Here is a 24,510-nt window from a genome sequence, read left to right as displayed (position 1 = left end):
GGTGTGGCAAAGGAATTTAAGGTATCGACAGACTACATACTGGGCTTGTCTACCGTGAGCGTCCGCAAAAGCTACGATATTTCTGAATTAGGCTTGTCCGAGGGAGCCGTGAGGGGGCTTGTGACGGGTGCTGTTGATGTGCAAATACTCAATCGCTTACTGGAACACAGGAATTTTCCCAAGCTGATAGATTTGATACGGATTTATTTTCAGGACACGGCGGCAAAGGGGATAATGGCACGAAACCAGCTTATCGAGATGGCAACGGCTTCCCTGTCCGACCTGATGAAAGAACACCCGGAACACCGGGCGGAAGCAAAGCAGGATTTACAGCTTTTGAACGCTCAGAAGATGGGGGAACATGAAGCGGAGATAGAGAAAATCAAAAATGTGTTCCTTGCTATCCTGCGGGACATTAAGAAAGACATTGACAACGGGGAACAGCCGGGAGAAGCTGTGACCGCCGCTATGTTCCAAGCCATGCGGGACACTATGGCGGAGCAGAAACAAAACCCGCTTTCCATTGACGATGTAACAGCGATGATAGCCGGACAGATCGGACAGCTTGCGCCGATGGACAAAGAAACTGCCGACCTGTTCCAGCAGTTGGCGAAGAAGATGATTGAGCAGGCAGGAAAATAAAACATAAAATTCAAAGGAGATACTTATGGCAACAAAAATATTTGTTCACGGCTCAGGACACAAAGCAACAAGTTGGGAAAAAACAATTTCATACATGACAAACAACGAAGATATTGTATGTCCAAATTTATCCTCCATCCTTGAAGGGAAAGAGGCAAGCTACGAAAATCTATATTCTTCATTTGTAAAATATTGTAACGAATTTGACGGACAAATTCATTTATGCGGTCTTTCATTAGGTGGTATTTTGGCTCTGAATTTTGCTTTGGATTTCCCGCAAAAAGTGAAAACATTAGTTTTAATCGGAACGCCATATAAAGTCCCGAAAGTAGCATTTAGTTTTCAAAATATAATTTTCAGATTTTTACCAAAATCTATTTTTGAAACTATGGCATTTGATAAAAAGAACACATTTGCTTTAGGGGACACTATGAAGAATTTAGATTTCAGTGATAGGGTGAAAAATATTAAGTGCCCCACTTTAATTCTTTGCGGAAAGAAAGACAGTGCAAATATGAAATCAGCGGATTACTTATCACAAAGTATTAGAAGCGCAGAATTGAAAATTATTGAGAATACAGGCCATGTTGTCAATGAAGAAAATCCAAAAGCCTTAGCAGATATATTGAATGAATACTATTTGAAAAATTCTTAAACAATTCTGAAAGAAACTCGAAAACTACAAGCATAAAAGTTTAGAAAATAAATAGCAAAGCCAGCCGAGCCAGTCAATGGTCAAGATGAACGGCGCATTTCATGCGCCGCCGTTGACAGTCCCGCCCGTCTTTGCTAAAGGGTAATCAAGGCGGGAAAGCCCTAAAATGGTTTCACACCTATTTCAATAATTGGAGGAGATAAAAATGAGATCAGAAAAGGAAGTTTATGATATTGTTTTGAATTTTGCAAAAACAGACAAACGCATTCGCATGGTTACTTTGGAAGGATCTAGAACAAATACAAATATTCCGCCTGATGATTTTCAGGATTTTGATATTACTTTTTTTGTTACGGATATGGACAGCTTCACAAGTGATGATAAATGGCTAGATATATTTGGTGAAAGGTTGATTCTGCAAAAGCCGGAAGATATGGAATTATTTCCAGCTGTAGAAAAGGGATTTTCATATTTAATGCTGTTTACTGATGATGTTAAGATAGATTTAACTTTGCTGCCGCTGGAACTGATAGACGAGTATTTTACATGGGATAAACTGGTAAAGTTACTGTTGGATAAAGACAACCGTATCGTAAAGCCGCCAATACCAACGGATATAGACTACCACTTGCAGAAGCCTACTCAAAGAATGTTTGACGATTGCTGTAATGAATTTTGGAATACTACAACATATGTAGTAAAGGGCTTATGCCGCAAAGAAATTCTTTTTGCTATTGACCATATGAATGATATAGTACGAAAAGAATTGCTTCGCATGATTTCCTGGCTGATTGGTATCAAACAGGGATTTCATTTCAGTTTGGGAAAAAACTATAAATTTATGAAGCAATATGTCCCAGAGGAATTGTGGGAACGACTTATGTCCACTTATAATATGGATTCCTATCCCCATATGTGGGAATCCTTTGAACAATGTATGGCATTGTTCCGGGAGGTTTCGTCAGAAGTGGCATGCCAGTTGGATTACCAGTATCCACTATATGATGAAAAAATCAGTAATTATGTGATTCGGCAAAAGAAAAAATATGGCATTGAAGATGATAACAAATAAAATTTTTTCAATCGAAAAAATTTATTTTGATTATTCAATTTTGAAAAACTGAATACCTCAAAATCAGAAAGAGCGCGGACAAGCACTTTGAGGGATTGGCCGCCTTGTCCACCCATTCAGTGGGACGGCGGGTGGCGGTCAAGGCCGGGTGTAAACCCGTTCATTTCAGCCTTGACGGTTACCCGCTGTCCTGTTACTTTTCCGGGAGTGTAGCCACAACTTCGGGACACTTTGTCCACAAGTCGGAGCGTAGGACGAGGGACGGGGGCTTTCATATACGCCCTGTCTGCTGATGAAAACAGACCTGCGCTTGCGGCTCCACGCCACACAAGCACAGCCCTGTTTTCCTGCCGCCCCTCCCCGGCGGCAACGGCATTTTCACGGCAACGCCGACAGAGCGTATAACACACTACACTTTGCTTCGCAAAGTCGTGTGCCAAATGGGGGCGTTGCCCCCTTTGGAAACCCCCCACAAGAAAAGGCGGTACGCTACCCCTCTACGGGGCGCATACCGCCTTTTCTTGTTATCCAGCCCTCCGGCTGTATCGGTTGAGCAAAAGTCAGCGTGGGAATGGTGTGGTATCTTTATCTAAGTGAATCCCCTTGCTCCCATTTGGATATTGTTTGTCGCACTACATGCAGCTTAATAGCAAGTTCTTCCTGTGACAGACCCTTTGATTTTCTGATTGCTTTAATGTTTTCATTTAGCATGAAATCCAACCTCCCTTCTTTCAATTGTTGTCACAATTGTACGAAAACCTGCCCGTTGCCGCAAGCAACGCATAATAACATTTCCACTTCCCTGCTGCAATTATTTATGATATATCGCTCTATAACATATCCGAATGCGGTTTTAATAAATTAAGCAATTCTTTCTTTTTTCTCCACAGGCATCCATCTCTGAATTTAATACTTTTGGAATAATCATCCCTCCGCCTGCATTTTTCTATAAATAAGATTTTTTTCTCTTCATATCCGTTATCAGTTCCGGGTTATCCTTCTTCATCTTCTCTACCAGAAGGGAAATATTACTGCTGTCTTCTCTAATCGCATCCAGCTCTGACTCTGTTATTCCCACAAACTGAAGAAATTCCACTTTACCATGCAGTGTATCCAGAGTCTGCGCAGAGGTATCATTCACAATAAGAAGTGCTGTTATGAGCGACTCCGTCCCTATGTGAAGAGAAGTTCCGTTTCCTGGCACACATTCGCCCGCTTCAAAAAATCTTTCGGTTGTGTATGTATATCGTGCAAGATTTGACAGCATATCCAGTGCCCATAAACAATCTTCCGCACTGTTTTCTTTAAGCTTTATAGTCATCTCATATCCCCATCTGCTGTACTCTCCTCCAAAGGCCTCTTCCTCCGCATAGAGCTCGCTCATTCCGTATGTGACTATATGCTGATAGCCTTTCTGAGATTCATAAATAGAATATCCGTCAAGATAATTATCGCCTCCGAAAATCGCTCTTGCGTGGATATTTGTACCGTAATGAGCAGGCTCTTGTCCGGGATACAGCCGGTCAAACTCTCTGTCGATTGCATCCCAGCCGGGTGCCCAGTCATCGTCCTTCTTCATTTTTTCCACATACTCCTCTCTCGCCATTTTACAATACCTCCTTCATTTCTTTGTAGTGATCTTTTTCGCATCAACATACCGCATAAGATAATGGGAATTCGAAGTTTAAAACTCATATCTTGTTCCATGTGAAAGTAACAGTCCGTCCGTTAATTCCACACATAAAATTATAGTGTTTTCATCATCAAAATCATTATGTCCATTATCAATCCATTGGGCAAAAACAATTTTCAGTTTCTCAGCAATTGTACGATTTTCTTCTTTTCCGAAATACCCTAAATTCTTACCCTTTCCGTGTGCGGTAAACCATTCACCTGCTATCGCAACATTTGGGTTCTTTTCTATTTGTTTTATTTTATTAGAAAGTGCATATGTAATGATATAAAATGAACCATCCTCATAATAAGCATTTACCTTCCGTACATACGGCACTTCCTGTTCCACCGTCGCTAATGCAATCACTGTGTCTTTTCCAAAACGTTCAGTCATAATTTTTTCTGCTTCTGAGCATAATTTTCTCATAAAGTTATCTCCTCCTCAAAATAGTAAGGATGTCAGGCTATAAAGCCGCCCTTACTTATGATACGGCTCTCCCGCCATAATACGGTACCCTCTGTATATCTGTTCCAGCAATATGACCCGCATAAGCTGATGTGGAAAGGTCATCTTGGAAAAGCTGAGCCCATAGTCGGAGCGCTTCAACACCTCCTGGCCCAGGCCGATGGAACCGCCGATGACAAAGATAAGATGGCTCTTCCCCTGAATCCCCAGATTTTCTATCTTCTTGGAAAATTCTACGGAATCCAGCATCTTTCCGCCAATTTCCAATGTGATGACGTAAGCATCCTCTTTCAGATACTTTAAAATCCGTTCTCCTTCTTTCTGGCGTATCTGGTTCTCCACTGTCTCGCTGGCATTCTCCGGAGTCTTTTCATCTGCCACCTGAATAATTTCCAGCCTGCAATATTTACTCAGACGTTTTGTATATTCATCTACAGCGTCCCGGAGATATTTTTCTTTGATTTTTCCAACAGTTACAATGGTAATCTTCATGATTTCCGTTCCTTCCTAAAACTTTATATAAAGATATCCTTCTGCCTGTTTCTGGAGCAGCTCTGAAATTCCCCAGGGAACAGTCTCTGCACCTCCTGGCAGTTCCTGTTCTTCTGTACCGCACTCTGCCATAGACTTTTTGCAGACCAGGATACGACCTCCTTTTCCTGTCAGCTCTTTTATCTTCTCTCCGATTTCTTCCCTGTCCCTGCAGCCACAGACTGCCTGATCCTCTGCCAGGATCTGAATCTTTCCCGGCTGGCCTTCCTGTTCCCATGCACAGAACAGCTCTGCTCCGGCTTTCAATGCTCGTATAAGTCCCTTTTTCGTATCTGCATGGAGCAGGACCTTTTTCTCTTCTTTCCCCGAAACTCCCGACGAATCTTCTGTTTTCATCACCTCATATTCTACTTCATCCAGGGAAATCGGCACTCCGGTCTTGCTGGTCACGTTGACGCCTCCATACCAGGTGCTCTCTACTGTAAAAATATCTCCTTCCTGGTACTCCATAGACCAGTCATTCATTTTATTGATAATTCTAATTTTGTCATTTACTTCCGCTTTCATAGGAAACTCTCTCCCTCCTCAGTTCTTTTAATCTTTCTTTGTCTTCCTTTGAAACCCGATAGGACTCCCGGATTTTCTGGATCGCCTTATTGTGAGTAAAGTCGTCCAGAAGATTTTTGCGGAGAAAGACTTCCGTCTTCTCTGGAAATTTCACATAGCAGACAGAAACTGCCCAGGCTGCCGCCATTTTCACATAATATCCTTCATGATGTACTTTCCCCAGAATTTCCAGAACCCGGTCTATATACTCCTCGTTGATAAAAAAATCAAGGATAGAAACCAACGCAAAACGTATTTCATACTCCTGTACACTGTCTGCATATAGTTCTAAAAAGGCAAACCACTCCTCCTGGTCTTTTTCCATGAACTTATAAGTGGCGCAGCAGCAGTCACAGATGGCCCAGTTGTTGATATACGGCACAAAAGCCTCCAGCTCCCGGCAACGCTCTTCTCTACTTAATCTGGCATATCCAATCATCATTCCCCTGATCATCAACTCCTCATAGATCTCTGGATCTGCCTCTTTTGTAAAGCTCCAGTAGTCCTCTCTGGCTGCCTTTTTGCTGATCCTACGGAGCTGAGGTACACGAACTCCCAAAAAGTTTCCCATTCCCGGAACTAAGGATTTATGGAACTCCCGATAGTCTGGATCTGTATTTTTCTCCAATTCTTCTCTGACCCACTGGGTAACAGAGTAAGACGTCTCGTTTCTGCATTCCGACATACTATATCTCCTTTATAGATCATGATGCGTTATCTGAAAATCTTTCTTATATTCTAAGTTATTCCTCCGATATATGCAATTCATATTTATAATTTCCTTTTATACATTTAAATGCATATTTATAAATTGTCGAAGTTGTCCTGATTTTTTCCTGCATAAAAAGGGAACTGCTGCGTCAACATCAATCTCTTAATGTTGTTCATACAGCAGTTCCCCTATTTTACAGATTTAAATCTGTTTAATTTTATTTTCTGTTTTTGATAAATTCATCAATACCTTTTGCAGCAGCCTTTCCAGCGCCCATAGCCAGGATAACTGTAGCAGCTCCTGTTACGGCGTCACCGCCTGCAAATACGCCTTCTTTAGAAGTCTGGCCGTTTTCCTCATCGGCAATGATACATTTTCTTCTGTTAATATCCAGACCGATTGTTGTAGAGGAAATCAGTGGGTTTGGTGAAGTTCCCAGGGACATGATCACAGTGTCTGCTTCCATGGTAAATTCAGAACCTTCGATAACTACCGGACGTCTTCTTCCAGAAGCATCTGGCTCTCCCAGTTCCATACGCACACACTTGATTGCTTTCACCCAGCCGTTTTCATCTGGAATGATTTCTACAGGGTTTGTAAGAAGGTCAAAAATCACACCCTCTTCTTTTGCATGGTGAACTTCTTCTCTTCTGGCCGGAAGTTCTTCTTCACTTCTTCTGTATACGATATGTACCTCTGCACCCAGACGGAGAGCTGTTCTGGCAGCGTCCATAGCAACGTTTCCGCCGCCTACTACCACAACTTTCTTTCCTGTCTTGATCGGTGTATCGTAATCCTCACGGAAAGCTTTCATCAGATTACTTCTTGTAAGGTATTCGTTTGCAGAGAAGACTCCATTGGATACTTCCCCCGGAATTCCCATAAACATAGGAAGACCTGCTCCTGAGCCGATAAATACCGCTTCGAAGCCGCCCTTTTCCAGCAGCTCATCGATAGTAGTAGACTTACCGATGATTACGTTGGTCTCTATCTTAACGCCAAGAGATTTTACGTTTTCTACTTCTTCTTTTACTACTTTATCTTTTGGAAGACGGAACTCCGGAATACCGTATACCAGAACTCCTCCCGGCTGATGAAGAGCTTCAAAAATAGTTACATCATATCCCAGTTTTGCAAGGTCACCTGCACAGGTAAGTCCGGAAGGACCGGAACCGATCACGGCTATTTTATGGCCGTTCTTCTCAGCAGGAGCTTCCGGCTTGATACCGTTTTCCTTTGCCCAGTCAGCTACAAAACGTTCCAGCTTTCCAATAGACACAGCCTCGCCCTTTACGCCTCTGATGCAGACGCCCTCACACTGGGTTTCCTGAGGACATACACGTCCGCATACAGCAGGAAGTGCGCTGGACTGGCTGATCACTTTGTACGCTTCTTCAAAATTGCCTTCCTTCACTTCATGAACAAAAGCAGGGATATTAATTGAAACAGGACATCCCTTGATACATTTAGCGTTTTTACAGTTCAGGCAGCGAGCCGCCTCTTCCATAGCTTCTTCTTTATTATATCCGAGACAAACCTCTTCAAAATTTGTGGCTCTTACCTTTGGATCCTGTTCTCTGACAGGTACTTTTTCTAATACGTTACCCATTATTCGTCACCTCCGCAGTTTCCGCATCCGCCGTGATGAGTATCTCCCTCACGCTCTTTCAGCAATGCTCTTCCTTCCTCAGTCTTATACATCTGCTGTCTCTTCATTGCAAGATCCCAGTCAATCTTATGTCCGTCAAATTCAGGGCCGTCTACACAGGCAAATTTCACTTCTCCGCCTACAATCACACGACAGGCGCCGCACATTCCTGTACCATCTACCATGATAGGATTCATGGATACGATAGTCGGAATATTGTATTTCTGAGTAGTCAGACAACAGAATTTCATCATGATCATAGGACCGATGGATATACATTTTGTATAAGTCTTACCTTCTGCCATAAGGTCATCGATAACTTTAGTAACCATACCGCTGCGGCCATAGGAACCGTCATCTGTAGTAATATATAAATTTCCTGCTACAGCTTCCATTTCCTTTTCCAGAATGATCAGGTCTTTTGTCTTGGCTCCTACGATAACATCCGCTTCAATTCCCTGTTCATGCAGCCATTTCACCTGAGGATAAACAGGTGCAGTACCTACACCGCCGGCAACAAACAGAAGTTTTTCTTTCTTCAACTCCTCTATATCTTCATTTACAAGCTCAGATGGACATCCCAGAGGACCAACAAAATCCTCGAAAGCGTCTCCTGCCTTAAGTTTTGTAAATTTCTCTGTGGAGGCTCCCACCGGCTGGAATACAATCGTGATCGTACCCGCCTCTCTGTCATAATCACAAATGGTCAAAGGAATCCTTTCACCCTTGTCATCTAATTTAACAATGACAAACTGGCCCGGCATACAATGCTTTGCAACCATAGGCGCTTCTACATCCATGAGATAAACAACCTCATTAAGCTGTTGTGCTTTTAGAATCTTATACATAGTCTCCTCCTCATATTCTTACAAAATATCGGCTTATCTGCTGACCTTCCAGCAAAAATCTGCTTTCTTTTGGCTTTTGTCGATATATTGTTATGATTGCTACATGTTAGTATAAGACAAACCGCATAAAAATTCAATCCACTTTCTCGTTAAAGCAGTGAATTTTGTGCAATCTGCCTCTATAATAGGCGGTTTTTCCCCTAATATCCGTAATATACATATACTTCACTGGCTACAGGACTCTTTTTCCCCCGGCTGTCTACGGCAATAGCGGAAAAAGTATGTTCTCCCTGAGGCATAGCTACAGGCCCGGTATACTCCGTACTGTCTACTGTAGGTGTTTCATCAAAAGCATAATACACCGTACAGCCCTCAGGAGCAGTTACAATGATATTTTCCTGATATTCATACATACCTGATACCGGTGCGATTTTGGGCCGCTCCGGAGCGTCAAAGCTGATAACATATTCTTCCTCTCCTGTATCGCTTGGAACTGATTTTTCATTATAGGCAATATATTTGAAAGTAAACGTCCCCTCTTCAGTCAGCTCTACAGGCTCTTCATATCTTTCACTGTCCTGGTCCGGGTCAGAACCGTCCAGGGTATAATACACAGTTGTTCCCGAAGGGATATTGGAAATTTCAATCGTCACTTCTTCACTGTAGGAACCTCCCTCCTGAGAAATTTCTGGAAGGGAGCATACATAGTTCTGATAAATTTCTCTCATATTGTCACTGGCCTGGTTCATAAGATCACGGATAGCCGTATATTCTCCCTGTTGTTCATAAAGTCTTAAAAGTTCTCCATAGGCCGTTGTATTATCCGGATTCTCCTGGATCACTGAAAGGAGAATTGACTGAGCGGCTGACTCGTTATTATCCCGCACATAAATCCTGGCCTCCAGGATCTCGGCTTCCGGATTGTCTGGTTCCAATTCCCGGGCCCTGGCTATATATTGAAGAGCACTGTCATAATCGCCCTCTCTATAGGCCGTTTCTGCCTGGCTCATCTGATGGTCAAAAGAGTTTATCTGTGTCTGATAGATAAATCCAAAAGCAGCGATACCCAGAACTATAATGCCTCCTGCCACGCCGGCAATCACCTGCCGTTTATGCTTTTTCTTTTTCCTCTCCAGTTCCGCTTTTCTCTCTTCTTTCTCTCTTTCCTTTCTGGCCTCCATTTCCCTGCGTTTCTTTTCCCGCTCTTCAAGCTCTCTCTGCTTAATGAGGGTCTCCAGTGTATTGTACTCCGGCACCCACTGAACTTCCTTTCCGCATACAGGACAAAACAGGGTTCCTTCTTCCAAATCTGCACCACAGTTTCCACACTTCATCTATATCAAATCCTCATTCTTATTATAAATATTCCTCTATATATTGTTCAAATTGCTCCATGGACATCAGGACCTTCCTGGGCTTCGTACCTTCTTCCTCGCCGACTACTCCTGCGTCACACAGCTGATCCATGATCCGGGCAGCCCGGTTAAAACCGATTTTGAAAGCTCTCTGAAGCATACCTATAGAAGCCTTGTCCTTTTCAATGATAAATTTCCCTGCATCTGTAAAATAAGCGTCTCTTTCACTGCCTCCCTGGCTGGTTTGAGATGCTGTATCCTTCGCAGCTTCAATCTTCTGCTGAATTTCCCGGTCATATTCTGTCTCAGGGTGCTGGGATGACAGGAAATTCACCACAGCAGCTACCTCCTGGTCTGATACAAAGGCACCCTGGACTCTGGCCGGTTTCTGATAGCCCTGAGGATAAAACAGCATATCACCCTTGCCCAGCAGCTTTTCTGCCCCATTCATATCCAGGATTGTTCTGGAATCCACGCCAGAAGATACAGAAAAAGCAATCCTGGATGGCATATTGGCTTTGATCAGTCCTGTAATAACATTTACAGAAGGGCGCTGAGTTGCAATGATCAGATGGATTCCTGCTGCTCTGGCAAGCTGAGCAAGACGGCATATCGCGTCCTCAACCTCTCCTGGCGCCACCATCATCAGGTCAGCCAGCTCATCTACGATAATAACGATCTGAGGAAGTTTCTTGGGCTTATTTTCATCCTCTATATCCTTCAGATTCTCTACCTTGGCGTTATAACCTTTCAGATCTCTGACATTATACTGGGCAAACTTATCATATCGTTCCATCATCTCTGCTACAGCCCAATTCAGGGCTCCGGCTGCTTTCTTCGGATCTGTCACAACCGGAATAAACAGATGAGGAATTCCGTTATATGCGCTTAGTTCTACCACTTTAGGGTCTATCATAATTAATTTTACCTCATCGGGGGAGGCTTTGTAAAGAAGGCTGACGATAATCGTATTGATACATACAGATTTACCGGAGCCGGTAGCCCCTGCGATAAGGAGATGAGGCATCTTTGCAATATCTGCGATCACCGGACGGCCTCCGATATCCTTTCCTGCTGCAAAAGCCAGCTTGGAAGGACAGTTTTTAAATGCTTCAGACTGAATAAGGTCCCGAAGCATAACCGTACTGTTATTTTCATTTGGCACCTCAATCCCCACTGCTGCCTTACCCGGTATGGGCGCCTCGATACGGATATCTGTAGCAGCCAGATTCAGCTTAATATCATCTGTCAGACTGACGATCTTGCTGACTTTTACACCCTGTTCCGGCTGCAGTTCATACCGGGTTACCGTAGGGCCGCAGCTCACGTCGGTAATGGTCACATTTACGCCGAAATTATGTAAGGTTTCCTGGAGTTTTCCCGCTGTTTCCCGGAGATGGGCATTAGAATCTCCGCCGCCGTTTTTCCCTTTCTTTAAAAGAGACACTGGAGGATATTTATATTCTTTTTTCTTTTCTGTCTCTCTGGTCTCTATTTGATTTTTTACTTCATCTACACCCTGACGGATTTCCTCAGGAGAAGATTTGGGATTTTTTCTGCTTTTATCCTCTTTTCCTTCTTCATTCTGGAGTTCCTGTTCTTCTTCAGCCGCCGCGATTTCTTCCAGGTCCTGAACCAGACGGTCTGAACGATGGATAGGGAAAGCTTTCTCCGGAACAAATGGTTTTTCTTCTTCCAGTACCGTCTTTTCCTCTTTTTCTGATCTTTCTTCCACGAAAGGCATCCTTGGTTTTTCTGCCTGAGAATCATCTTTATTTTTCCTTCTTCTGGAATCTTTTCGGACTTTTTCAGTTTCCTGGGCAGACCTCTCTCTGCGGTGTTTTCGTTTTTCTTCCAGTTCTTCCTGCTTTTCCGCTTCCTCTCTTCGGAGTTTTTCCGCTTCTTTCCGCTCTTCCTGTCTTCTGGCAGCCCCCTGATAAAGAGCCATGGTAAATTTTCGTATCATGTCGAAAACCGATTTCTGGGTAATTAATACTAGAGAAATCATCAATGCAGCCACAATAATCGCATAGGTGCCTGCAGACCCGAAGGCAATCACAGAAAAGCGGCACAGAACTCCTCCCAGGATTCCACCGCCAGTTTTATATTCTGCTGATATATTAAAATAATTCCACAGATTATCCTCCAGCACTTCTCCTTCTGTAATCATCTGCATAAGCATACATACTGTAATAAACAGCAGGGCAAATCCTGCCATCTTTCGATAGGCTCTGGGATTTCTGCTGTTTGAGATTACAAAAGCCGTACCTAAAAACAGAAAAAAAGGAAGGGCATAGCACACTACCCCTACCAATCCGAAGAAAAAACTGCTAAAAGCATTTCCTACGGCTCCTCCTATGCCAAAATTGCTGACAAGGAGAACCACTGACAGCGCCAGCACAATCCAGAGGATGATCTCTGTTTCCATGGTCCGGTTCTCAACTGTCTGTCTCTTCTTTGTCTGCGTTTTTCTGGCTGTAGACTTTCTTTTTTTCCTTCCTGTAGCGCCTTTTTTTGCTGCCATCCTTATTCTCCCCTTGATATTGTCTTGTCCAACGTTATGCGATTAAAAAACTCCCCGCAATTGCCGCTGCACCAATGATAAAACAGTAAATAGAAAAACCATAAAACCTCTTATTCTGCAGGATCTTCAGCATCTTTCCAATACAGAAATAGCCTGCAATTCCTGCAAAGACTGCTCCTGCCCCATAACAGGCCCATACTGACAGGCTCACTGGATTTCCCGCCAGATGAATACATTCCAGGATAAAAGCTCCGATGATCACCGGAACAGACAGAAGGAATGTATACTTTACGGCAAACTTTCTCTGAAATCCATAGGCCAGACAGACAGCCAGAGTAACCCCCAGCCTGGAAACTCCCGGCAGTACAGTCAGCCCTTGAAGGATTCCTATGACAAAAGCCGTAGAATAACTGATATCCCTTGGGATTTTTTTCCCTTTCGGGAAGAAATCAGCCACCAGGAGCAGGATTCCTGTAATAAAAAGCCCGATACCCGGTGCCAGGAGATTGCCGCTGGCCAGCTCCGCCACATCCTGGAGAAGAAAACCCTCTACAGCTGTGGGAATGGCTGCGATTACGATCAGCAGAAACAGTTTTCTATAATTGTTGGAAATGATCTTCTTATACCTTCTGGCGTCTTTCTCATGCCTGTTATGAAAATAAGTCCTTATATTCTCATATGCATCGTAAAGACTTCTGCAAAATTCCATCAGAAGTTTTTTTATCTCTCTGCGCAGTGCTGCCACTACCGCTGTCACTGTAGCTAAATGGACAGCTGCTGCAAAGGGAAGACCTGCCTCCCGGCTAATATTTAACAGGTTTTCTATGATTGCCAGATGGCCGGAACTGCTCACAGGGATAAATTCTGTGATTCCCTGGACAAGTCCCAGAAGCAATGCTTCAATTATCGTCATTATCCTAACCTCTTCATTTGTATTTTCTTATTATCAACAGCTTATTTTATCATATGTTCTTTCTTTTTTCAATGAGTTCATAGAGCTTCTCCATGGCCTCTTTGATTCCTCCGGTTTCGTCAATCAGTCCCTCTCTGACTGCTTCCTCTCCCTCCAACATAGTTCCTACATCTTTGACCAGCTGAGAAGTATCCAGCATCAGTTCCTCTATCCTCTCTTGTTTCATCTTGGAATGGTCTGCAATAAATCTGGTAATCCTGTCCTGAATTTTTTCCATATTCCGATACGTCTGCATAACACCGATAAACATGCCGCTGCTCCGTACCGGGTGGATCACCATAGTGGCGCTGGGCACAATAAAAGAATAGTCTGCTGAAACTGCCATAGGCACTCCTATAGAATGGCCTCCTCCCAGAACCAGGGAAACTGTAGGCTTGCTGAGAGATGCGATCATCTCTGCAATAGCCAATCCCGCTTCCACATCTCCTCCCACTGTATTCAGTAAGATCAGAAGACCATCTGTCTCTGTGCTGTCTTCGATTACCGCCAGTTTTGGAAGAATATGCTCATATTTTGTGGTCTTACTGTTATTAGGAAGGCACTCGTGTCCTTCTACCTCCCCAATAATCGTCAACAGCTGGATGTGATATTTTTTATCATTTTCTTCCAGCATGGCTGCTCCAAGTTCTTGTATCTGTCGATCCTGCTCCTGAGCAGCCTCCAGCTTTTCTTCTTTCTCTTCAGACATAAAAATACCTCCAGTTTCATTCTCTGGAGGTATTATGTGTATACTAATTGATTTTATTCTCCGTCCCAGTTGTTCCACACATCTGTTACGTCATCATCATCTTCAAGAAGATCCAGTGTTTTCTGAAGATTTTTAATATCCTGCTCGTCTGTAAGAGTTACATAATTCTGCGGGATCATGGCTACCTGGGCTTCTGCCATAGGAATGCCTGCTGCCTCAAGGGCTTCTCTTACTTTGCTGAATTCATCTGGGTCGGTAATGATCTCATAACTGTCTTCCTCTTCAGAAAAATCTTCAGCTCCTGCATCCAGAGCAGTCATCATAAGGTCGTCTGCATCCATCTCACATTCTTCTTTGTCAATGATAATCTGTCCTTTTTTGTCGAACATGAAAGATACAGAGCCTGGTGTGCCGATATTTCCGCTTCCCTTTGTAAAGGCACTTCTAACATTTCCTGCTGTACGGTTTTTATTGTCTGTAAGAGTCTCCACGATAATAGCAACACCGCTGGGGCCATAGCCTTCGTAAGTAAGCTTCTCAAAATTATCTGCATTGGCATCGCCTGCTGCTTTCTTAATACCTCTCTCAATGGTATCATTAGGCATGTTGTTAGCTTTTGCCTTTGCGATTACATCTCTCAGTTTACTGTTATTTGCAGGGTCCGGGCCCCCTTCTTTAACAGCCACTACGATTTCTCGTCCGATAACTGTAAAGATTTTTCCCTTTTTTGCATCATTTTTCTCCTTTTTATGTTTTATGTTTGCGAATTTTGAATGTCCTGACATGTTTCTTCTCCTTTTTCTTCTTCGGGCAGCTTGTCCACCCGTACCTTTTGTATTGTATTATTCTCCACTGCAAGAATGGTGAATAGATAACCTTTTGTCTTGATCTCCTTATCCTCTTCCATATTGGGTACATGACCTAACAGAGAAGTGAGATATCCGTTAAGAGTATCAAATTCATCTGCTTCGTCAAAATCTGAGCCCAAAACTTCATCTACCTGTTCCAGAGGAGTAAAGCCTTCCATGATCAGAGAATCATCTGTCTGCACATGGATAAACTGTTCTTCCTCATCGTATTCGTCCAGAATATTTCCTACGATTTCCTCCAGAATGTCTTCCATTGTTACAAGGCCCGCTGTCTGTCCATACTCATCCACTACAATGGTCATATGTATTTTCTTTGCCTGCATAGCCTTAAACAGGTCGTTTATATTCCTGGTCTCTGGAATATAGGAAGCCTCTCTGATAAGGTCGGGAATGGATTTTATCGCCATTTCCCCGTAATCTGGATCAGCCATCCGTCTCATTGCATCCTTTAAATGAAGAATTCCCACAATATTATCAATGTCTTCCCTATACACCGGATATCTGGAATTGCTGTTATCCAGCATAAACTCCAGAGCCTCTCTCAAAGTAGTATTTTCCTCCAGCCCGTGGATATTCTTTCTGTGGGTCATGATATCCTGAGCCTCTGTCTCGGAAAACTCCATGATATTTTGAATCATTTCCGCTTCATTTTCTTCAATGACCCCTTTCTCATGGGCATCGTCTACCATAGAAATAATCTCTTCCTCTGTTACCTTGTCCTCATGATGGTGAGGATCCACGCCAAAGAGGCGTACAACACCATTGGAAATCTTCAGTATCACAAAAGTCAGCGGTGAAAAAAGTTTCACAAAAAAACGGACGATTCCGGCTGTCCGATATACCCACCTGTCCGGGTTACTGACAAAAATTTTTTTCGCAGAGACCACACCTAAGGACACCAGAAGCATCAAGGCGAAAATCACCACAAGCACAACAGAGACCACCATAGTTGCCTGGGCAGGGATTTCAATCCCGGCTAGCCTGACAATCTGGCTGCATCCTCCATACACATAGGGCGTGATTCCTCTGATTCCTATATATCCGGTAAGAATACTCAGAAGCGTGGCCGTAGTGAGAATCGTATTCACAATAGGAACCGGATGGTTCATGGCTTTTAAAAGCCAGACAGATTTTTTATCGCCATCTTCTTTTGCTCTTTTCTCTATTTCGCTCTGGCTCACTTTCTGTACCGCAGAACCGAATCCATAAAGCACTCCGTTAATGATAATAAACAAGACAAAAAATATGAGAGCCCATAAAGGGCCACTGCTGTCATCCATAAATCTTTTCTATTCCTTCTTTCTTCCTGTGTTTTTCACTGCCGGGCCCAAGGCCCACAGAATTAAAATACCATTTTCTCTAACGTTCGTCAAGATTTCCCTGGAAAAAGCCTGGAAGGACTGATTATGTAGGAAGCTCCAGGCTGATGCACAGGGCATGATTGACCTTCTGCAGGATTTCTGCATCTAAATGGCATACCTTATCTTTTAGTCTTCGTTTGTCAATAGTCCGAAGCTGCTCCAGCAAGATCACGGAATCCTTTACAATTGCATAGGAAGACGCATCAATCTCTATATGGGTAGGCAGTTTGGCTTTATTCATCCTGGAAGTAATCGCCGCACAGATTACTGTGGGGCTATGTTTGTTTCCTACATCGTTCTGAATGATCAGAACAGGACGAACGCCTCCCTGCTCACTGCCCACTACCGGACGCAGATCAGCGTAAAAAATGTCACCTCGTTTGATAACCACAGATTTCACACTCCGATATTTAATGAGAGATTTTCATTCTCTCTTCTGATATAATTCTGCCCAGTTTTTCTGTGTGTATTCATGTATTATCCAAGGTATCTTTATTCCATCACCTGTCCGTCCTTAAAATAAATCCTGGGCACCCTTTTACTGATGCAGCAGGCAAACTCATAATTAAATCTGCCGGACAGCTCACCCAGCTCTTCCATGGTAATCTGTTCCTCTCCACTTCTGCCCAGAAGCACGACTTCATCCAATTCTTTTGCCTGGGGAATATCTGTCACATCTACCATAAACTGATCCATGCAGACTCTCCCCAGAATGGGAGCTCTCTTTCCCCGTATTAAGACGCTTCCCTTATTAGAAAGACCTCTGGCATAGCCGTCTGCATATCCTACGGGAATCGTTGCCACCCTGGTTTCCCTCTGGGTAGTAAAGGTTCCCCCATAGCTGATCTGAACACCAGCCTCCACTGTTTTTATGTACGCAATATGACTTTTCAGCTCCATCAGCGGTTTCAGAGGAACTGGTTCCCTCTCCACATCTTCTGAAGGATAAAGTCCATAGAGAATGATCCCGGCACGCACTGCGTCCAGGTTTGCCTCGGGCATACGAATGATTCCGGCACTATTAGAACAGTGGCAAACAGGTATATGCAGCTTCTGCTCTTCTAAAGTCTTCCGGAAACTTTCATACTTTCTCAGCTGCTCATAGGCAGGCTCCGTCTCTTTTTCATCAGCTCTTGCAAAATGTGTAAACAGTCCTTCTATCTCTATTCCCGGAAGACGGGAAATTTCCAGGATTTCCGGCACTGCTTCTTCCGGGTCTCTATATCCGATCCGGCTCATTCCAGTATCAACCTTTATATGGATTTTTACCGTCCTGTGGTTTTTTACAGCAATCTGAGACAGTTTTTTCGCCATGGACAGTTTAAACACTGTAGGGCGGAAATCTTCTCTGACTATCCGCTCATAATCTTCTTCGTAGGTATATCCCAGGATCAGCAGAGGTTTACGGATTCCTCCCTGGTAAAGTTCCTCTGCCTCTTCTACCGTTGCCACAGCGATTCCCCAGACCCTTGAGTCTTTCACCGCTTCTCTGGCAAGAGGCAATGCCCCATGCCCATATCCGTCTGCTTTCAATACAGTAATGATCTTGGTTTCCTTTTTCAGATTTTGCTTAATACTTGTCAAATTAAAAGTAAATGCATCCAGATTAATATCCGCCTGGATTCTGCTTGGTAATCTCATCTGTCTGCCCTCTCTTTAAAGTTCATTTAAAATACTGGCTGCCGCCTGGGCAATGTCCTTCGCCAGCATACCGGCACGTCCTTTTTTCTCAGCTGCCAGATCCCCGGCCACCCCATGGAGATATACTCCCAGACATGCGCTCCCAAAAAGTTCTCCCTTTCTCTGAGCAAGTACGCTCAGAAGAATTCCCGTCAGTACGTCTCCGCTGCCTGCAGTAGCCATGCCGTCATTTCCCGAAAGATTGATACAGACTTTTTCCTGATTTTCGGCGATAACTGTTCTGGCGTCTTTGCATATAAGCACTGTATGAAGCTCCTCTGCTGTCTTTCCTGTAATCTCTATGGGATTCTTTTTCCATTCTTCAACAGATACTCCTGTAAGTCTGGAAAATTCCCCCAGATGAGGCGTAAGAATGGTTCCTCCCGGATAATTTTTGAGAAGCTCTTTCCTTCCTCTTAGAAGATTAATGCCATCTGCATCAATGACCAAAGGCTTTTTCCCATTTGCAAGAAGGATTTCCAGAAGAGCTTCTGCAAGAGGTCCTGTTCCAATCCCCGGTCCAATGCCGTATACGTCTGCCCAGTCCATTCCTTCTTTCATCATTGCCTCTAAATCCGTATTTTCATCATATACCTGGAGCATGGCCTCTGGAAAGCAGGAAAACATCTGCCGGTTTTCTCTTGCAGTACATACTTTGAGCATTCCTGCTCCAGTCTTCATGGCTCCATAACCGCTTAAATAAGCTGCCCCGAAAATATTCCGGCTCCCGGCCACAAGAAAAATCTTACCGAAACTTCCCTTGTTTCCCTCAGGCAACCTTTTCAGTTTCTGAAGATCCTGAAAAGTACAGGCACAAAGTTCCGGCTTTAAAACAGCTCTTTTGTCTTTATATATTCCTACGTCTGCAACAATGATCTTTCCGGCATATGCCGCTCCCGGATAAAAACATAATCCGGCTTTTCTATATCCAAATGTCACCGTCAAATCTGCTTTTACTGCTGCGCCCAGCACAGCTCCGGTGTCTGCGCTGATTCCAGAAGGGATGTCCACAGACACTACCTTTCCCTGGCAATCATTAATCAGAAGGATGGCATCTTTGTATTTTCCTGATACCTCCCTGGACAGTCCCACTCCAAGGACAGCATCTACTATAGTAGTATATTCATTGGGAAGAAAAGTCTTGACAAAGGAAATACCATATTTTTTTCCAATATCTATCTGTTTCTTCATTTCTTCTGTAAAATGACCGGGATTTCCTAAAATACAGACATCTACATCATAGCCTGCCAGAAAAAGAAGGCGGGCTATGACCACTCCGTCTGCTCCATTATTTCCTCCTCCGCAGAGAACCAGTGTCCTGGTTAAAGGAAATCCTTCTCTCAGCATTTCGTCATATACTGCAAGTCCTGCCCGCTCCATAAGAACAAGAGACGGCACCCCCATCTCCTGAATCGTAAATGTATCCAGTTTTTTCATCTGGTTTCCTGTCACCAGCAGTTCCATCTGTAACACCGCCTTTTCCTTTTTTACCTTCTGAAAAATTTCTCAGACTTCATATTTTTACAGAAAAAACTGCCGCAAAATTTCTTTTACAGCAGTTTGCTCCTCCTATTTCTTATCTTTGTGTTCTGATACATAACAGTTCAGATTATAAGAGAGACGCATAAGACTTTCGGACAAATGTACATTCTCTACGATTACATCCTCCGGCACATCCAGATCCAGATGTGCAAAATTCCAGATGGCCTTTATCCCATGCTGCACCAGAAAATCTGCGGTTTCCGCCGCGTTATTCTTAGGCAGTGTCAGAGCTGCTATCTGAACGTCATGGGTTTCCAGAAACTGGGGAAGTTCCTCCATCATACGGATTTCATTTCCCCGAATAGAAATCCCCTTCAGCACTGGATTTACATCAAAAATCCCTACAATTTTAAATCCTCTTTTTTCAAATTTTACATAATTAGCCAGAGCCTGTCCAAGATTTCCGGCACCGATAATGATCATATGGTGTGTCTTGTCAAGCCCCAGTATTTTTCCGATTTCCGCATACAGATACGGGACATTATAACCATATCCCTGCTGTCCGAAACCACCGAAATTATTCAAGTCCTGGCGGATTTGAGAAGCGGTTACCCGCATTTTCTCACTGAGCTCATTGGAGGATATCCGCTCCACGCCCTCTTCCAGAAGTTCTCCTAAATATCTGTAATAGCGGGGCAGTCTTCTTATTACTGCTTTTGAGATACCTTTATCGTCCACGACAAACCCTCCTATCAAAAGTACACATTCCTAACTAATATTATATATAATCGTTAAATTAAAGTCAATTATAATTCCTTTTATCTGTTGTCAAATTCAGATTTTCCGCTATAATAGTAGGGACAGACTTTTGCAAAAAAACACTAAAGGAGACAACAGAAATGATACTTGCATGTCAGAACATTGAAAAATCCTTTGACGGCGAGCTTCTGCTCCAGGATGTAAATTTTCATATAGAGGAACGGGAAAAAGCGGCCCTTATCGGTATCAACGGCGCAGGAAAAACTACTTTGCTCCGGATCATCATGGGGGAACTTCCCGCTGACAATGGGCAGGTGATCCTGTCCAGAGGAAAGACTATCGGCTATCTGGCTCAGCACCAGGAGAGCGACACGAATCTTTCTATTTACGGCTCTCTCTTGGAAATGAAGCAGCATATCCTGGACATAGAACAGAACATGCGGGCATTGGAAAAAGAAATGAAGCATGCCTCTGGAGAAGAGCTGTCCAAAATCATGGAATCCTATTCCCGCCTTACCCAGAAATTCGAACAGGAAAACGGCTATGCCTGCAAAAGTGAGATCATAGGTGTGCTGAAAGGACTGGGTTTTGAAGAAAAAGATTTTGACAAAATGGTTTCCACACTATCTGGAGGACAGAAAACCCGGGTAGCTCTTGGAAGACTTCTTCTCTCCAGTCCGGATATTATTCTTCTGGACGAGCCTACCAACCATCTGGATATGGATTCTATCGCCTGGCTGGAAACTTATCTTCTAAATTATCCTGGAGCTGTATTCATTGTATCTCATGACCGATACTTTCTGGATAAGGTCGTCACGAAAATTGTTGAGCTGGATAATACAAAGGCTACGGTTTTTACCGGAAATTATTCTGCCTACAGTGAAAAGAAAGCCCAGCTTCGTAAGGCGGCCTATCAGGCCTATTTAAATCAGCAGCAGGAAATCAAACACCAGGAAGAGGTTATCGCCAAGCTTCGGCAGTTCAACCGGGAAAAATCTATCCGCAGAGCAGAAAGCCGGGAAAAAATGTTGGAAAAAATGGAGGTTCTGGAAAAGCCTACAGAGGTAGACGCAGCTATGCGTATCTCCTTAAAACCCAGGATCACCAGCGGAAATGATGTGCTGATGGTGGAACATCTTTCCAAATCCTTCCCCTCTCTCCCTTTGTTTCAAGACCTGAACTTTACCATTAAACGAGGGGAAAAAGTGGCTATTATCGGAAATAATGGTACTGGAAAGACTACCATTCTAAAGATTTTAAACCGCCTTCTTCCTGCTGATGAAGGCAGCTTCCGTCTGGGCAGCAAAGTACATATCGGCTACTATGACCAGGAGCACCATGTGCTTCATATGGAGAAAACGGTATTCGAAGAAATCTCCGATGAATATCCAAAGCTGACCAACACAGAAATCCGGAATCTTCTGGCCGCTTTTCTTTTCACAGGGGACGATGTATTCAAGCCCATCTCTGCTTTAAGCGGCGGAGAACGGGGACGTGTCTCTCTGGCAAAGCTTATGCTGTCAGAGGCCAACTTCCTGATCCTGGACGAGCCCACCAACCATCTGGATATTATCTCCAAGGAAATCCTGGAAGACGCTTTAAAAAGCTATGAGGGAACCGTCCTCTATGTGTCCCATGATCGTTATTTTATTAACCGGACAGCCACAAGGATTCTGGAACTAACCAACCAGAAACTGGTGAATTATATCGGAAATTATGATTATTATCTGGAGAAAAAAGAAGAGCTGACTTCGGTCTACGCCCCTCAGCTCCAAGAAGAGAAGCCCCTGGAAAAAATGTCTTCTACCAAGCAGGACTGGCAGCAGAAAAAAGAGGAGCAGGCCCGTATACGAAAACGTGAAAATGAGCTTAAGAAAACAGAAAAAGCTATTGAAGAGCTGGAAACCCGGGACAAAGAAATCGATGAAGAGCTTGCAAAGCCTGAAGTAGCCACAGACCCCTCTAAGTGTATTCCTCTTTCCGCAGAGAAAGGAGAAATTGCCGAAAAACTGGAGGAGCTTTATGAAAAATGGGAGGAACTTGCCCAATAGGCAGGTTTCTCCCATTTTTTAATCTTTCTTTCACCGTTTCCTGAAATTTCTATTTCTACTTCTCCAGTTCTTTGCGTATCTCCTGAATAAATTCCTGGCTGTTTAACACTACAGGATTCTCCAGACTGGTGATCAGTGCAAGATCTTTTGTCATCTTTCCGCTCTCAATAACACCTACAGTAGCTTTCTCCAGCTTGTCAGCAAAATCACAAAGATCCTGGTTTCCATCCAGCTCCCCTCTCTTTCTCAGAGCTCCTGTCCAGGCAAAAATGGTGGCCACAGAGTTGGTAGAGGTCTCTTCTCCCTTCAGGTGTTTGTAGTAGTGGCGCTGAACTGTTCCATGAGCTGCCTCATACTCAAAATATCCATGAGGAGACACCAGTACAGAGGTCATCATGGCAAGAGAACCAAAGGCAGAAGATACCATGTCGCTCATCACATCGCCGTCATAGTTCTTGCAGGCCCAGATAAAGCCGCCTTCTGCTTTCATGACTCTGGCTACTGCATCATCGATCAGTGTATAGAAATAGGTGATGCCTGCAGCCTCAAACTTCTCTTTGTACTCTTTGTCATAAATTTCCTGGAAGATATCTTTAAAGGTGTGGTCGTACTTCTTGGAAATAGTATCCTTAGTGGCAAACCACAGATCCTGCTTTGTATCCAGGGCATAGGAGAAACAGCTTCTTGCAAAGCTTTCAATGGAAGAGTCCAGGTTATGCATTCCCTGAGCCACTCCCGGCCCCTGAAATTCATGGACCAGTTCTCTGGTCTCTTTTCCTTCCTGGTCTGTATATACCAATTCTACCTTTCCTGGTCCTGGAATGATCATTTCTGTATTTTTATATACATCACCGTATGCATGTCTGGCAAGGGTAATCGGCTTCTTCCAGTTCTTCACACAGGGCTCAATGCCTTTTACCACAATAGGTGCCCGGAAAACCGTACCATCCAGCATAGAACGGATGGTTCCGTTTGGACTTTTATACATCTCTTTTAAATGATATTCATCCATACGTGCGGCATTGGGGGTAATAGTGGCACATTTTACAGCAACCTTATATTTCTTTGTAGCATCTGCCGCATCTATAGTTACCTGGTCATTGGTCTCATTCCTGTGCTCCAGGCCCAGGTCATAATATTCTGTCTTCAGGTCCACAAAGGGAAGGAGCAGCTCATCTTTGATCATTTTCCAGAGGATTCTGGTCATCTCATCTCCATCCATCTCCACTAGAGGTGTGGTCATTTTAATTTTTTCCATAGGTAAAATCTCCTTTCTCCCATCTTTCTTTACTTCATTTCTTCCCGAAGAACCTTCTCAATGTCAAAGTTCTTCAGATTTTCTATGGTATTGGCAATATGTCCGTAGGCGGCTTTTTCCGCCTCCTGACTGTTCCCCTGCCGGATAGCCTCCAGGATTTCTCTGTGCTCGCTGTTAGAAGGCCGCACTCTCATTCTGTACTGCACCGAGGCCTTACGTACTCTCTGCAGATACTGGTGAAAATCTCCCAGGGTATGGGTGAGGATCCTGCTTCCAGAAGCCTCATACAAAAGTTCGTGGAATCTGCCATCCTGCTGGCAGACCTGTTCATAGTTGCCCTTTCCTGCATGGTAATCGGAAAGGACAATAGCCTCTTCCATACCTTCCAGCTGTTCTTTTGTGGCCCTCCCGGCTGCCATAGAAGCGCACAGCCCTTCCAGCCGGGCTCTTATCTGATACATGTCCATAACATCCTGGGAGGAAATGCCGGTGACAAAGGCACCTTTATTAGGTATGATCTGTACCAGTCCTTCCAGGGCCAGCTGCCGTACAGCCTCTCTTACAGGGGTCCTGCTCACCCCCAGTTCCTTTCCAATAGTGCACTCTACCAGCTCATCGCCTTTTTTATATTTTCCTTTCAGAATGTCTTCCCTGAGTTTCTGAAAAACTTTTTCTCTCAATGACTCTCCTGCCAT

At 43.8% G+C, this 24,510-nt stretch carries 23 protein-coding genes and 1 pseudogene; 4 read left to right on the top strand and 20 right to left on the bottom strand.

The annotated features are described in order from the left end of the window. The 3 genes from B5G00_RS15010 to B5G00_RS15000 form a co-directional block, all read left to right on the top strand. On the top strand, nucleotides 1-642 hold a 642-nt coding region (locus B5G00_RS15010), incomplete at its 5' end, for a transcriptional regulator (protein WP_087274191.1). A 25-nt stretch (nucleotides 643-667) separates the two neighbouring features. Continuing rightward, complete coding sequence (locus B5G00_RS15005; protein ID WP_002584987.1) at nucleotides 668-1,297, top strand: alpha/beta fold hydrolase; 630 nt, start codon at nucleotides 668-670, stop codon at nucleotides 1,295-1,297. Between the two features lie 205 nt (nucleotides 1,298-1,502). Continuing rightward, nucleotides 1,503-2,369: an aminoglycoside 6-adenylyltransferase AadE gene (locus tag B5G00_RS15000; protein WP_001255868.1), complete on the top strand. Its 867-nt coding sequence runs from the start codon at nucleotides 1,503-1,505 to the stop codon at nucleotides 2,367-2,369. A 591-nt stretch (nucleotides 2,370-2,960) separates the two neighbouring features. On the opposite strand, the pseudogene B5G00_RS14985 reads toward B5G00_RS15000, so the two are convergent. The 18 genes and pseudogenes from B5G00_RS14985 to B5G00_RS14900 form a co-directional block, all read right to left on the bottom strand. After that, a pseudogene (locus B5G00_RS14985) lies at nucleotides 2,961-3,080 on the bottom strand (helix-turn-helix transcriptional regulator); the annotation flags it as partial. 235 nt (nucleotides 3,081-3,315) lie between these two features. Beyond that, nucleotides 3,316-3,975: a suppressor of fused domain protein gene (locus tag B5G00_RS14980; protein ID WP_087274172.1), complete on the bottom strand. Its 660-nt coding sequence runs from the start codon at nucleotides 3,973-3,975 to the stop codon at nucleotides 3,316-3,318. Between the two features lie 78 nt (nucleotides 3,976-4,053). Beyond that, the gene (locus B5G00_RS14975) at nucleotides 4,054-4,470 is read right to left on the bottom strand and encodes a pyridoxamine 5'-phosphate oxidase family protein (RefSeq protein ID WP_087274170.1); all 417 of its coding nucleotides are present in this window, start codon (nucleotides 4,468-4,470) and stop codon (nucleotides 4,054-4,056) included. A gap of 51 nt (nucleotides 4,471-4,521) precedes the next feature. Beyond that, on the bottom strand, nucleotides 4,522-5,001 hold the full coding sequence (gene rlmH, locus B5G00_RS14970; RefSeq protein WP_087274168.1) for a 23S rRNA (pseudouridine(1915)-N(3))-methyltransferase RlmH: 480 nt from the start codon (nucleotides 4,999-5,001) through the stop codon (nucleotides 4,522-4,524). A 15-nt stretch (nucleotides 5,002-5,016) separates the two neighbouring features. Then, nucleotides 5,017-5,568: a DsrE family protein gene (locus B5G00_RS18925; protein WP_158229657.1), complete on the bottom strand. Its 552-nt coding sequence runs from the start codon at nucleotides 5,566-5,568 to the stop codon at nucleotides 5,017-5,019. Continuing rightward, complete coding sequence (locus B5G00_RS14960; RefSeq protein ID WP_087274166.1) at nucleotides 5,549-6,292, bottom strand: DNA alkylation repair protein; 744 nt, start codon at nucleotides 6,290-6,292, stop codon at nucleotides 5,549-5,551. Before B5G00_RS14960 ends, B5G00_RS18925 begins: the two co-directional genes overlap by 20 nt. A gap of 244 nt (nucleotides 6,293-6,536) precedes the next feature. After that, the gene (gltA, locus tag B5G00_RS14955) at nucleotides 6,537-7,928 is read right to left on the bottom strand and encodes an NADPH-dependent glutamate synthase (RefSeq protein WP_087274164.1); all 1,392 of its coding nucleotides are present in this window, start codon (nucleotides 7,926-7,928) and stop codon (nucleotides 6,537-6,539) included. Continuing rightward, nucleotides 7,928-8,815, bottom strand: coding sequence for a sulfide/dihydroorotate dehydrogenase-like FAD/NAD-binding protein (locus B5G00_RS14950; RefSeq protein WP_087274162.1), 888 nt, complete (start codon nucleotides 8,813-8,815; stop codon nucleotides 7,928-7,930). The genes gltA and B5G00_RS14950 overlap by 1 nt, the downstream gene beginning before the upstream one ends. Nucleotides 8,816-9,015: 200 nt before the next feature. Continuing rightward, nucleotides 9,016-10,149, bottom strand: a complete 1,134-nt coding sequence (locus B5G00_RS14945) for a chitobiase/beta-hexosaminidase C-terminal domain-containing protein (RefSeq protein WP_087274160.1) — start codon at nucleotides 10,147-10,149, stop codon at nucleotides 9,016-9,018. 22 nt (nucleotides 10,150-10,171) lie between these two features. Beyond that, nucleotides 10,172-12,694, bottom strand: a complete 2,523-nt coding sequence (locus B5G00_RS14940) for an FtsK/SpoIIIE family DNA translocase (protein ID WP_087274158.1) — start codon at nucleotides 12,692-12,694, stop codon at nucleotides 10,172-10,174. A 34-nt stretch (nucleotides 12,695-12,728) separates the two neighbouring features. Beyond that, nucleotides 12,729-13,607 carry an undecaprenyl-diphosphate phosphatase gene (locus tag B5G00_RS14935; protein WP_087274156.1) on the bottom strand — a complete coding sequence of 293 codons (879 nt, stop codon included), beginning with the start codon at nucleotides 13,605-13,607 and terminating at the stop codon, nucleotides 12,729-12,731. Nucleotides 13,608-13,656: 49 nt separating this feature from the next. After that, nucleotides 13,657-14,355, bottom strand: a complete 699-nt coding sequence (locus B5G00_RS14930; RefSeq protein ID WP_087274154.1) for a ClpP family protease — start codon at nucleotides 14,353-14,355, stop codon at nucleotides 13,657-13,659. Nucleotides 14,356-14,408: 53 nt separating this feature from the next. Continuing rightward, entirely contained in the window at nucleotides 14,409-15,140 is a 732-nt protein-coding gene (locus B5G00_RS14925; protein ID WP_087274152.1) for a YebC/PmpR family DNA-binding transcriptional regulator, read from the bottom strand. Continuing rightward, entirely contained in the window at nucleotides 15,110-16,504 is a 1,395-nt protein-coding gene (locus B5G00_RS14920) for a hemolysin family protein (protein ID WP_087274150.1), read from the bottom strand. Before B5G00_RS14920 ends, B5G00_RS14925 begins: the two co-directional genes overlap by 31 nt. Nucleotides 16,505-16,628: 124 nt before the next feature. After that, nucleotides 16,629-16,976 carry a type II toxin-antitoxin system PemK/MazF family toxin gene (locus B5G00_RS14915; protein ID WP_087274189.1) on the bottom strand — a complete coding sequence of 116 codons (348 nt, stop codon included), beginning with the start codon at nucleotides 16,974-16,976 and terminating at the stop codon, nucleotides 16,629-16,631. A gap of 101 nt (nucleotides 16,977-17,077) precedes the next feature. Next, a complete protein-coding gene (gene alr, locus B5G00_RS14910; RefSeq protein WP_087274148.1) occupies nucleotides 17,078-18,226 on the bottom strand; it encodes an alanine racemase in 1,149 nt (382 codons plus the stop codon). Nucleotides 18,227-18,241: 15 nt separating this feature from the next. Continuing rightward, a complete protein-coding gene (locus B5G00_RS14905; RefSeq protein ID WP_087274146.1) occupies nucleotides 18,242-19,729 on the bottom strand; it encodes an NAD(P)H-hydrate dehydratase in 1,488 nt (495 codons plus the stop codon). A 105-nt stretch (nucleotides 19,730-19,834) separates the two neighbouring features. Further along, on the bottom strand, nucleotides 19,835-20,485 hold the full coding sequence (locus B5G00_RS14900) for a redox-sensing transcriptional repressor Rex (RefSeq protein ID WP_087274144.1): 651 nt from the start codon (nucleotides 20,483-20,485) through the stop codon (nucleotides 19,835-19,837). A 161-nt stretch (nucleotides 20,486-20,646) separates the two neighbouring features. Here B5G00_RS14900 and B5G00_RS14895 point away from each other — a divergent pair, with 161 nt between their 5' ends. Continuing rightward, nucleotides 20,647-22,557: an ABC-F family ATP-binding cassette domain-containing protein gene (locus B5G00_RS14895; protein ID WP_087274142.1), complete on the top strand. Its 1,911-nt coding sequence runs from the start codon at nucleotides 20,647-20,649 to the stop codon at nucleotides 22,555-22,557. Nucleotides 22,558-22,612: 55 nt separating this feature from the next. Here B5G00_RS14895 and B5G00_RS14890 read toward each other — a convergent pair whose 3' ends face one another. Both B5G00_RS14890 and B5G00_RS14885 read right to left on the bottom strand, forming a co-directional pair. Then, nucleotides 22,613-23,815, bottom strand: coding sequence for an NADP-dependent isocitrate dehydrogenase (locus B5G00_RS14890; RefSeq protein ID WP_087274140.1), 1,203 nt, complete (start codon nucleotides 23,813-23,815; stop codon nucleotides 22,613-22,615). Between the two features lie 29 nt (nucleotides 23,816-23,844). Further along, nucleotides 23,845-24,510 carry a GntR family transcriptional regulator gene (locus tag B5G00_RS14885; protein WP_087274138.1) on the bottom strand — a complete coding sequence of 222 codons (666 nt, stop codon included), beginning with the start codon at nucleotides 24,508-24,510 and terminating at the stop codon, nucleotides 23,845-23,847.

The organism is Blautia sp. An46 (assembly GCF_002161645.1).
Lineage (GTDB): Bacteria > Bacillota > Clostridia > Lachnospirales > Lachnospiraceae > Blautia > Blautia ornithocaccae.
This window is presented reverse-complemented; position numbering and strand designations above follow the sequence as displayed.

Excerpts from the sequence above, each read along its gene's own strand:
- B5G00_RS15005 (WP_002584987.1), top strand. The coding sequence starts at position 668 with ATGGCAACAAAAATATTTGTTCACGGCTCAGGACACAAAGCAACAAGT.
- B5G00_RS15000 (WP_001255868.1), top strand. The coding sequence starts at position 1,503 with ATGAGATCAGAAAAGGAAGTTTATGATATTGTTTTGAATTTTGCAAAA.
- B5G00_RS14980 (WP_087274172.1), bottom strand. The coding sequence starts at position 3,975 with ATGGCGAGAGAGGAGTATGTGGAAAAAATGAAGAAGGACGATGACTGG.
- B5G00_RS14975 (WP_087274170.1), bottom strand. The coding sequence starts at position 4,470 with ATGAGAAAATTATGCTCAGAAGCAGAAAAAATTATGACTGAACGTTTT.
- rlmH (WP_087274168.1), bottom strand. The coding sequence starts at position 5,001 with ATGAAGATTACCATTGTAACTGTTGGAAAAATCAAAGAAAAATATCTC.
- B5G00_RS18925 (WP_158229657.1), bottom strand. The coding sequence starts at position 5,568 with ATGAAAGCGGAAGTAAATGACAAAATTAGAATTATCAATAAAATGAAT.
- B5G00_RS14960 (WP_087274166.1), bottom strand. The coding sequence starts at position 6,292 with ATGTCGGAATGCAGAAACGAGACGTCTTACTCTGTTACCCAGTGGGTC.
- gltA (WP_087274164.1), bottom strand. The coding sequence starts at position 7,928 with ATGGGTAACGTATTAGAAAAAGTACCTGTCAGAGAACAGGATCCAAAG.
- B5G00_RS14950 (WP_087274162.1), bottom strand. The coding sequence starts at position 8,815 with ATGTATAAGATTCTAAAAGCACAACAGCTTAATGAGGTTGTTTATCTC.
- B5G00_RS14945 (WP_087274160.1), bottom strand. The coding sequence starts at position 10,149 with ATGAAGTGTGGAAACTGTGGTGCAGATTTGGAAGAAGGAACCCTGTTT.
- B5G00_RS14940 (WP_087274158.1), bottom strand. The coding sequence starts at position 12,694 with ATGGCAGCAAAAAAAGGCGCTACAGGAAGGAAAAAAAGAAAGTCTACA.
- B5G00_RS14935 (WP_087274156.1), bottom strand. The coding sequence starts at position 13,607 with ATGACGATAATTGAAGCATTGCTTCTGGGACTTGTCCAGGGAATCACA.
- B5G00_RS14930 (WP_087274154.1), bottom strand. The coding sequence starts at position 14,355 with ATGTCTGAAGAGAAAGAAGAAAAGCTGGAGGCTGCTCAGGAGCAGGAT.
- B5G00_RS14925 (WP_087274152.1), bottom strand. The coding sequence starts at position 15,140 with ATGTCAGGACATTCAAAATTCGCAAACATAAAACATAAAAAGGAGAAA.
- B5G00_RS14920 (WP_087274150.1), bottom strand. The coding sequence starts at position 16,504 with ATGGATGACAGCAGTGGCCCTTTATGGGCTCTCATATTTTTTGTCTTG.
- alr (WP_087274148.1), bottom strand. The coding sequence starts at position 18,226 with ATGAGATTACCAAGCAGAATCCAGGCGGATATTAATCTGGATGCATTT.
- B5G00_RS14905 (WP_087274146.1), bottom strand. The coding sequence starts at position 19,729 with ATGGAACTGCTGGTGACAGGAAACCAGATGAAAAAACTGGATACATTT.
- B5G00_RS14895 (WP_087274142.1), top strand. The coding sequence starts at position 20,647 with ATGATACTTGCATGTCAGAACATTGAAAAATCCTTTGACGGCGAGCTT.
- B5G00_RS14890 (WP_087274140.1), bottom strand. The coding sequence starts at position 23,815 with ATGGAAAAAATTAAAATGACCACACCTCTAGTGGAGATGGATGGAGAT.
- B5G00_RS14885 (WP_087274138.1), bottom strand. The coding sequence starts at position 24,510 with ATGGCAGGAGAGTCATTGAGAGAAAAAGTTTTTCAGAAACTCAGGGAA.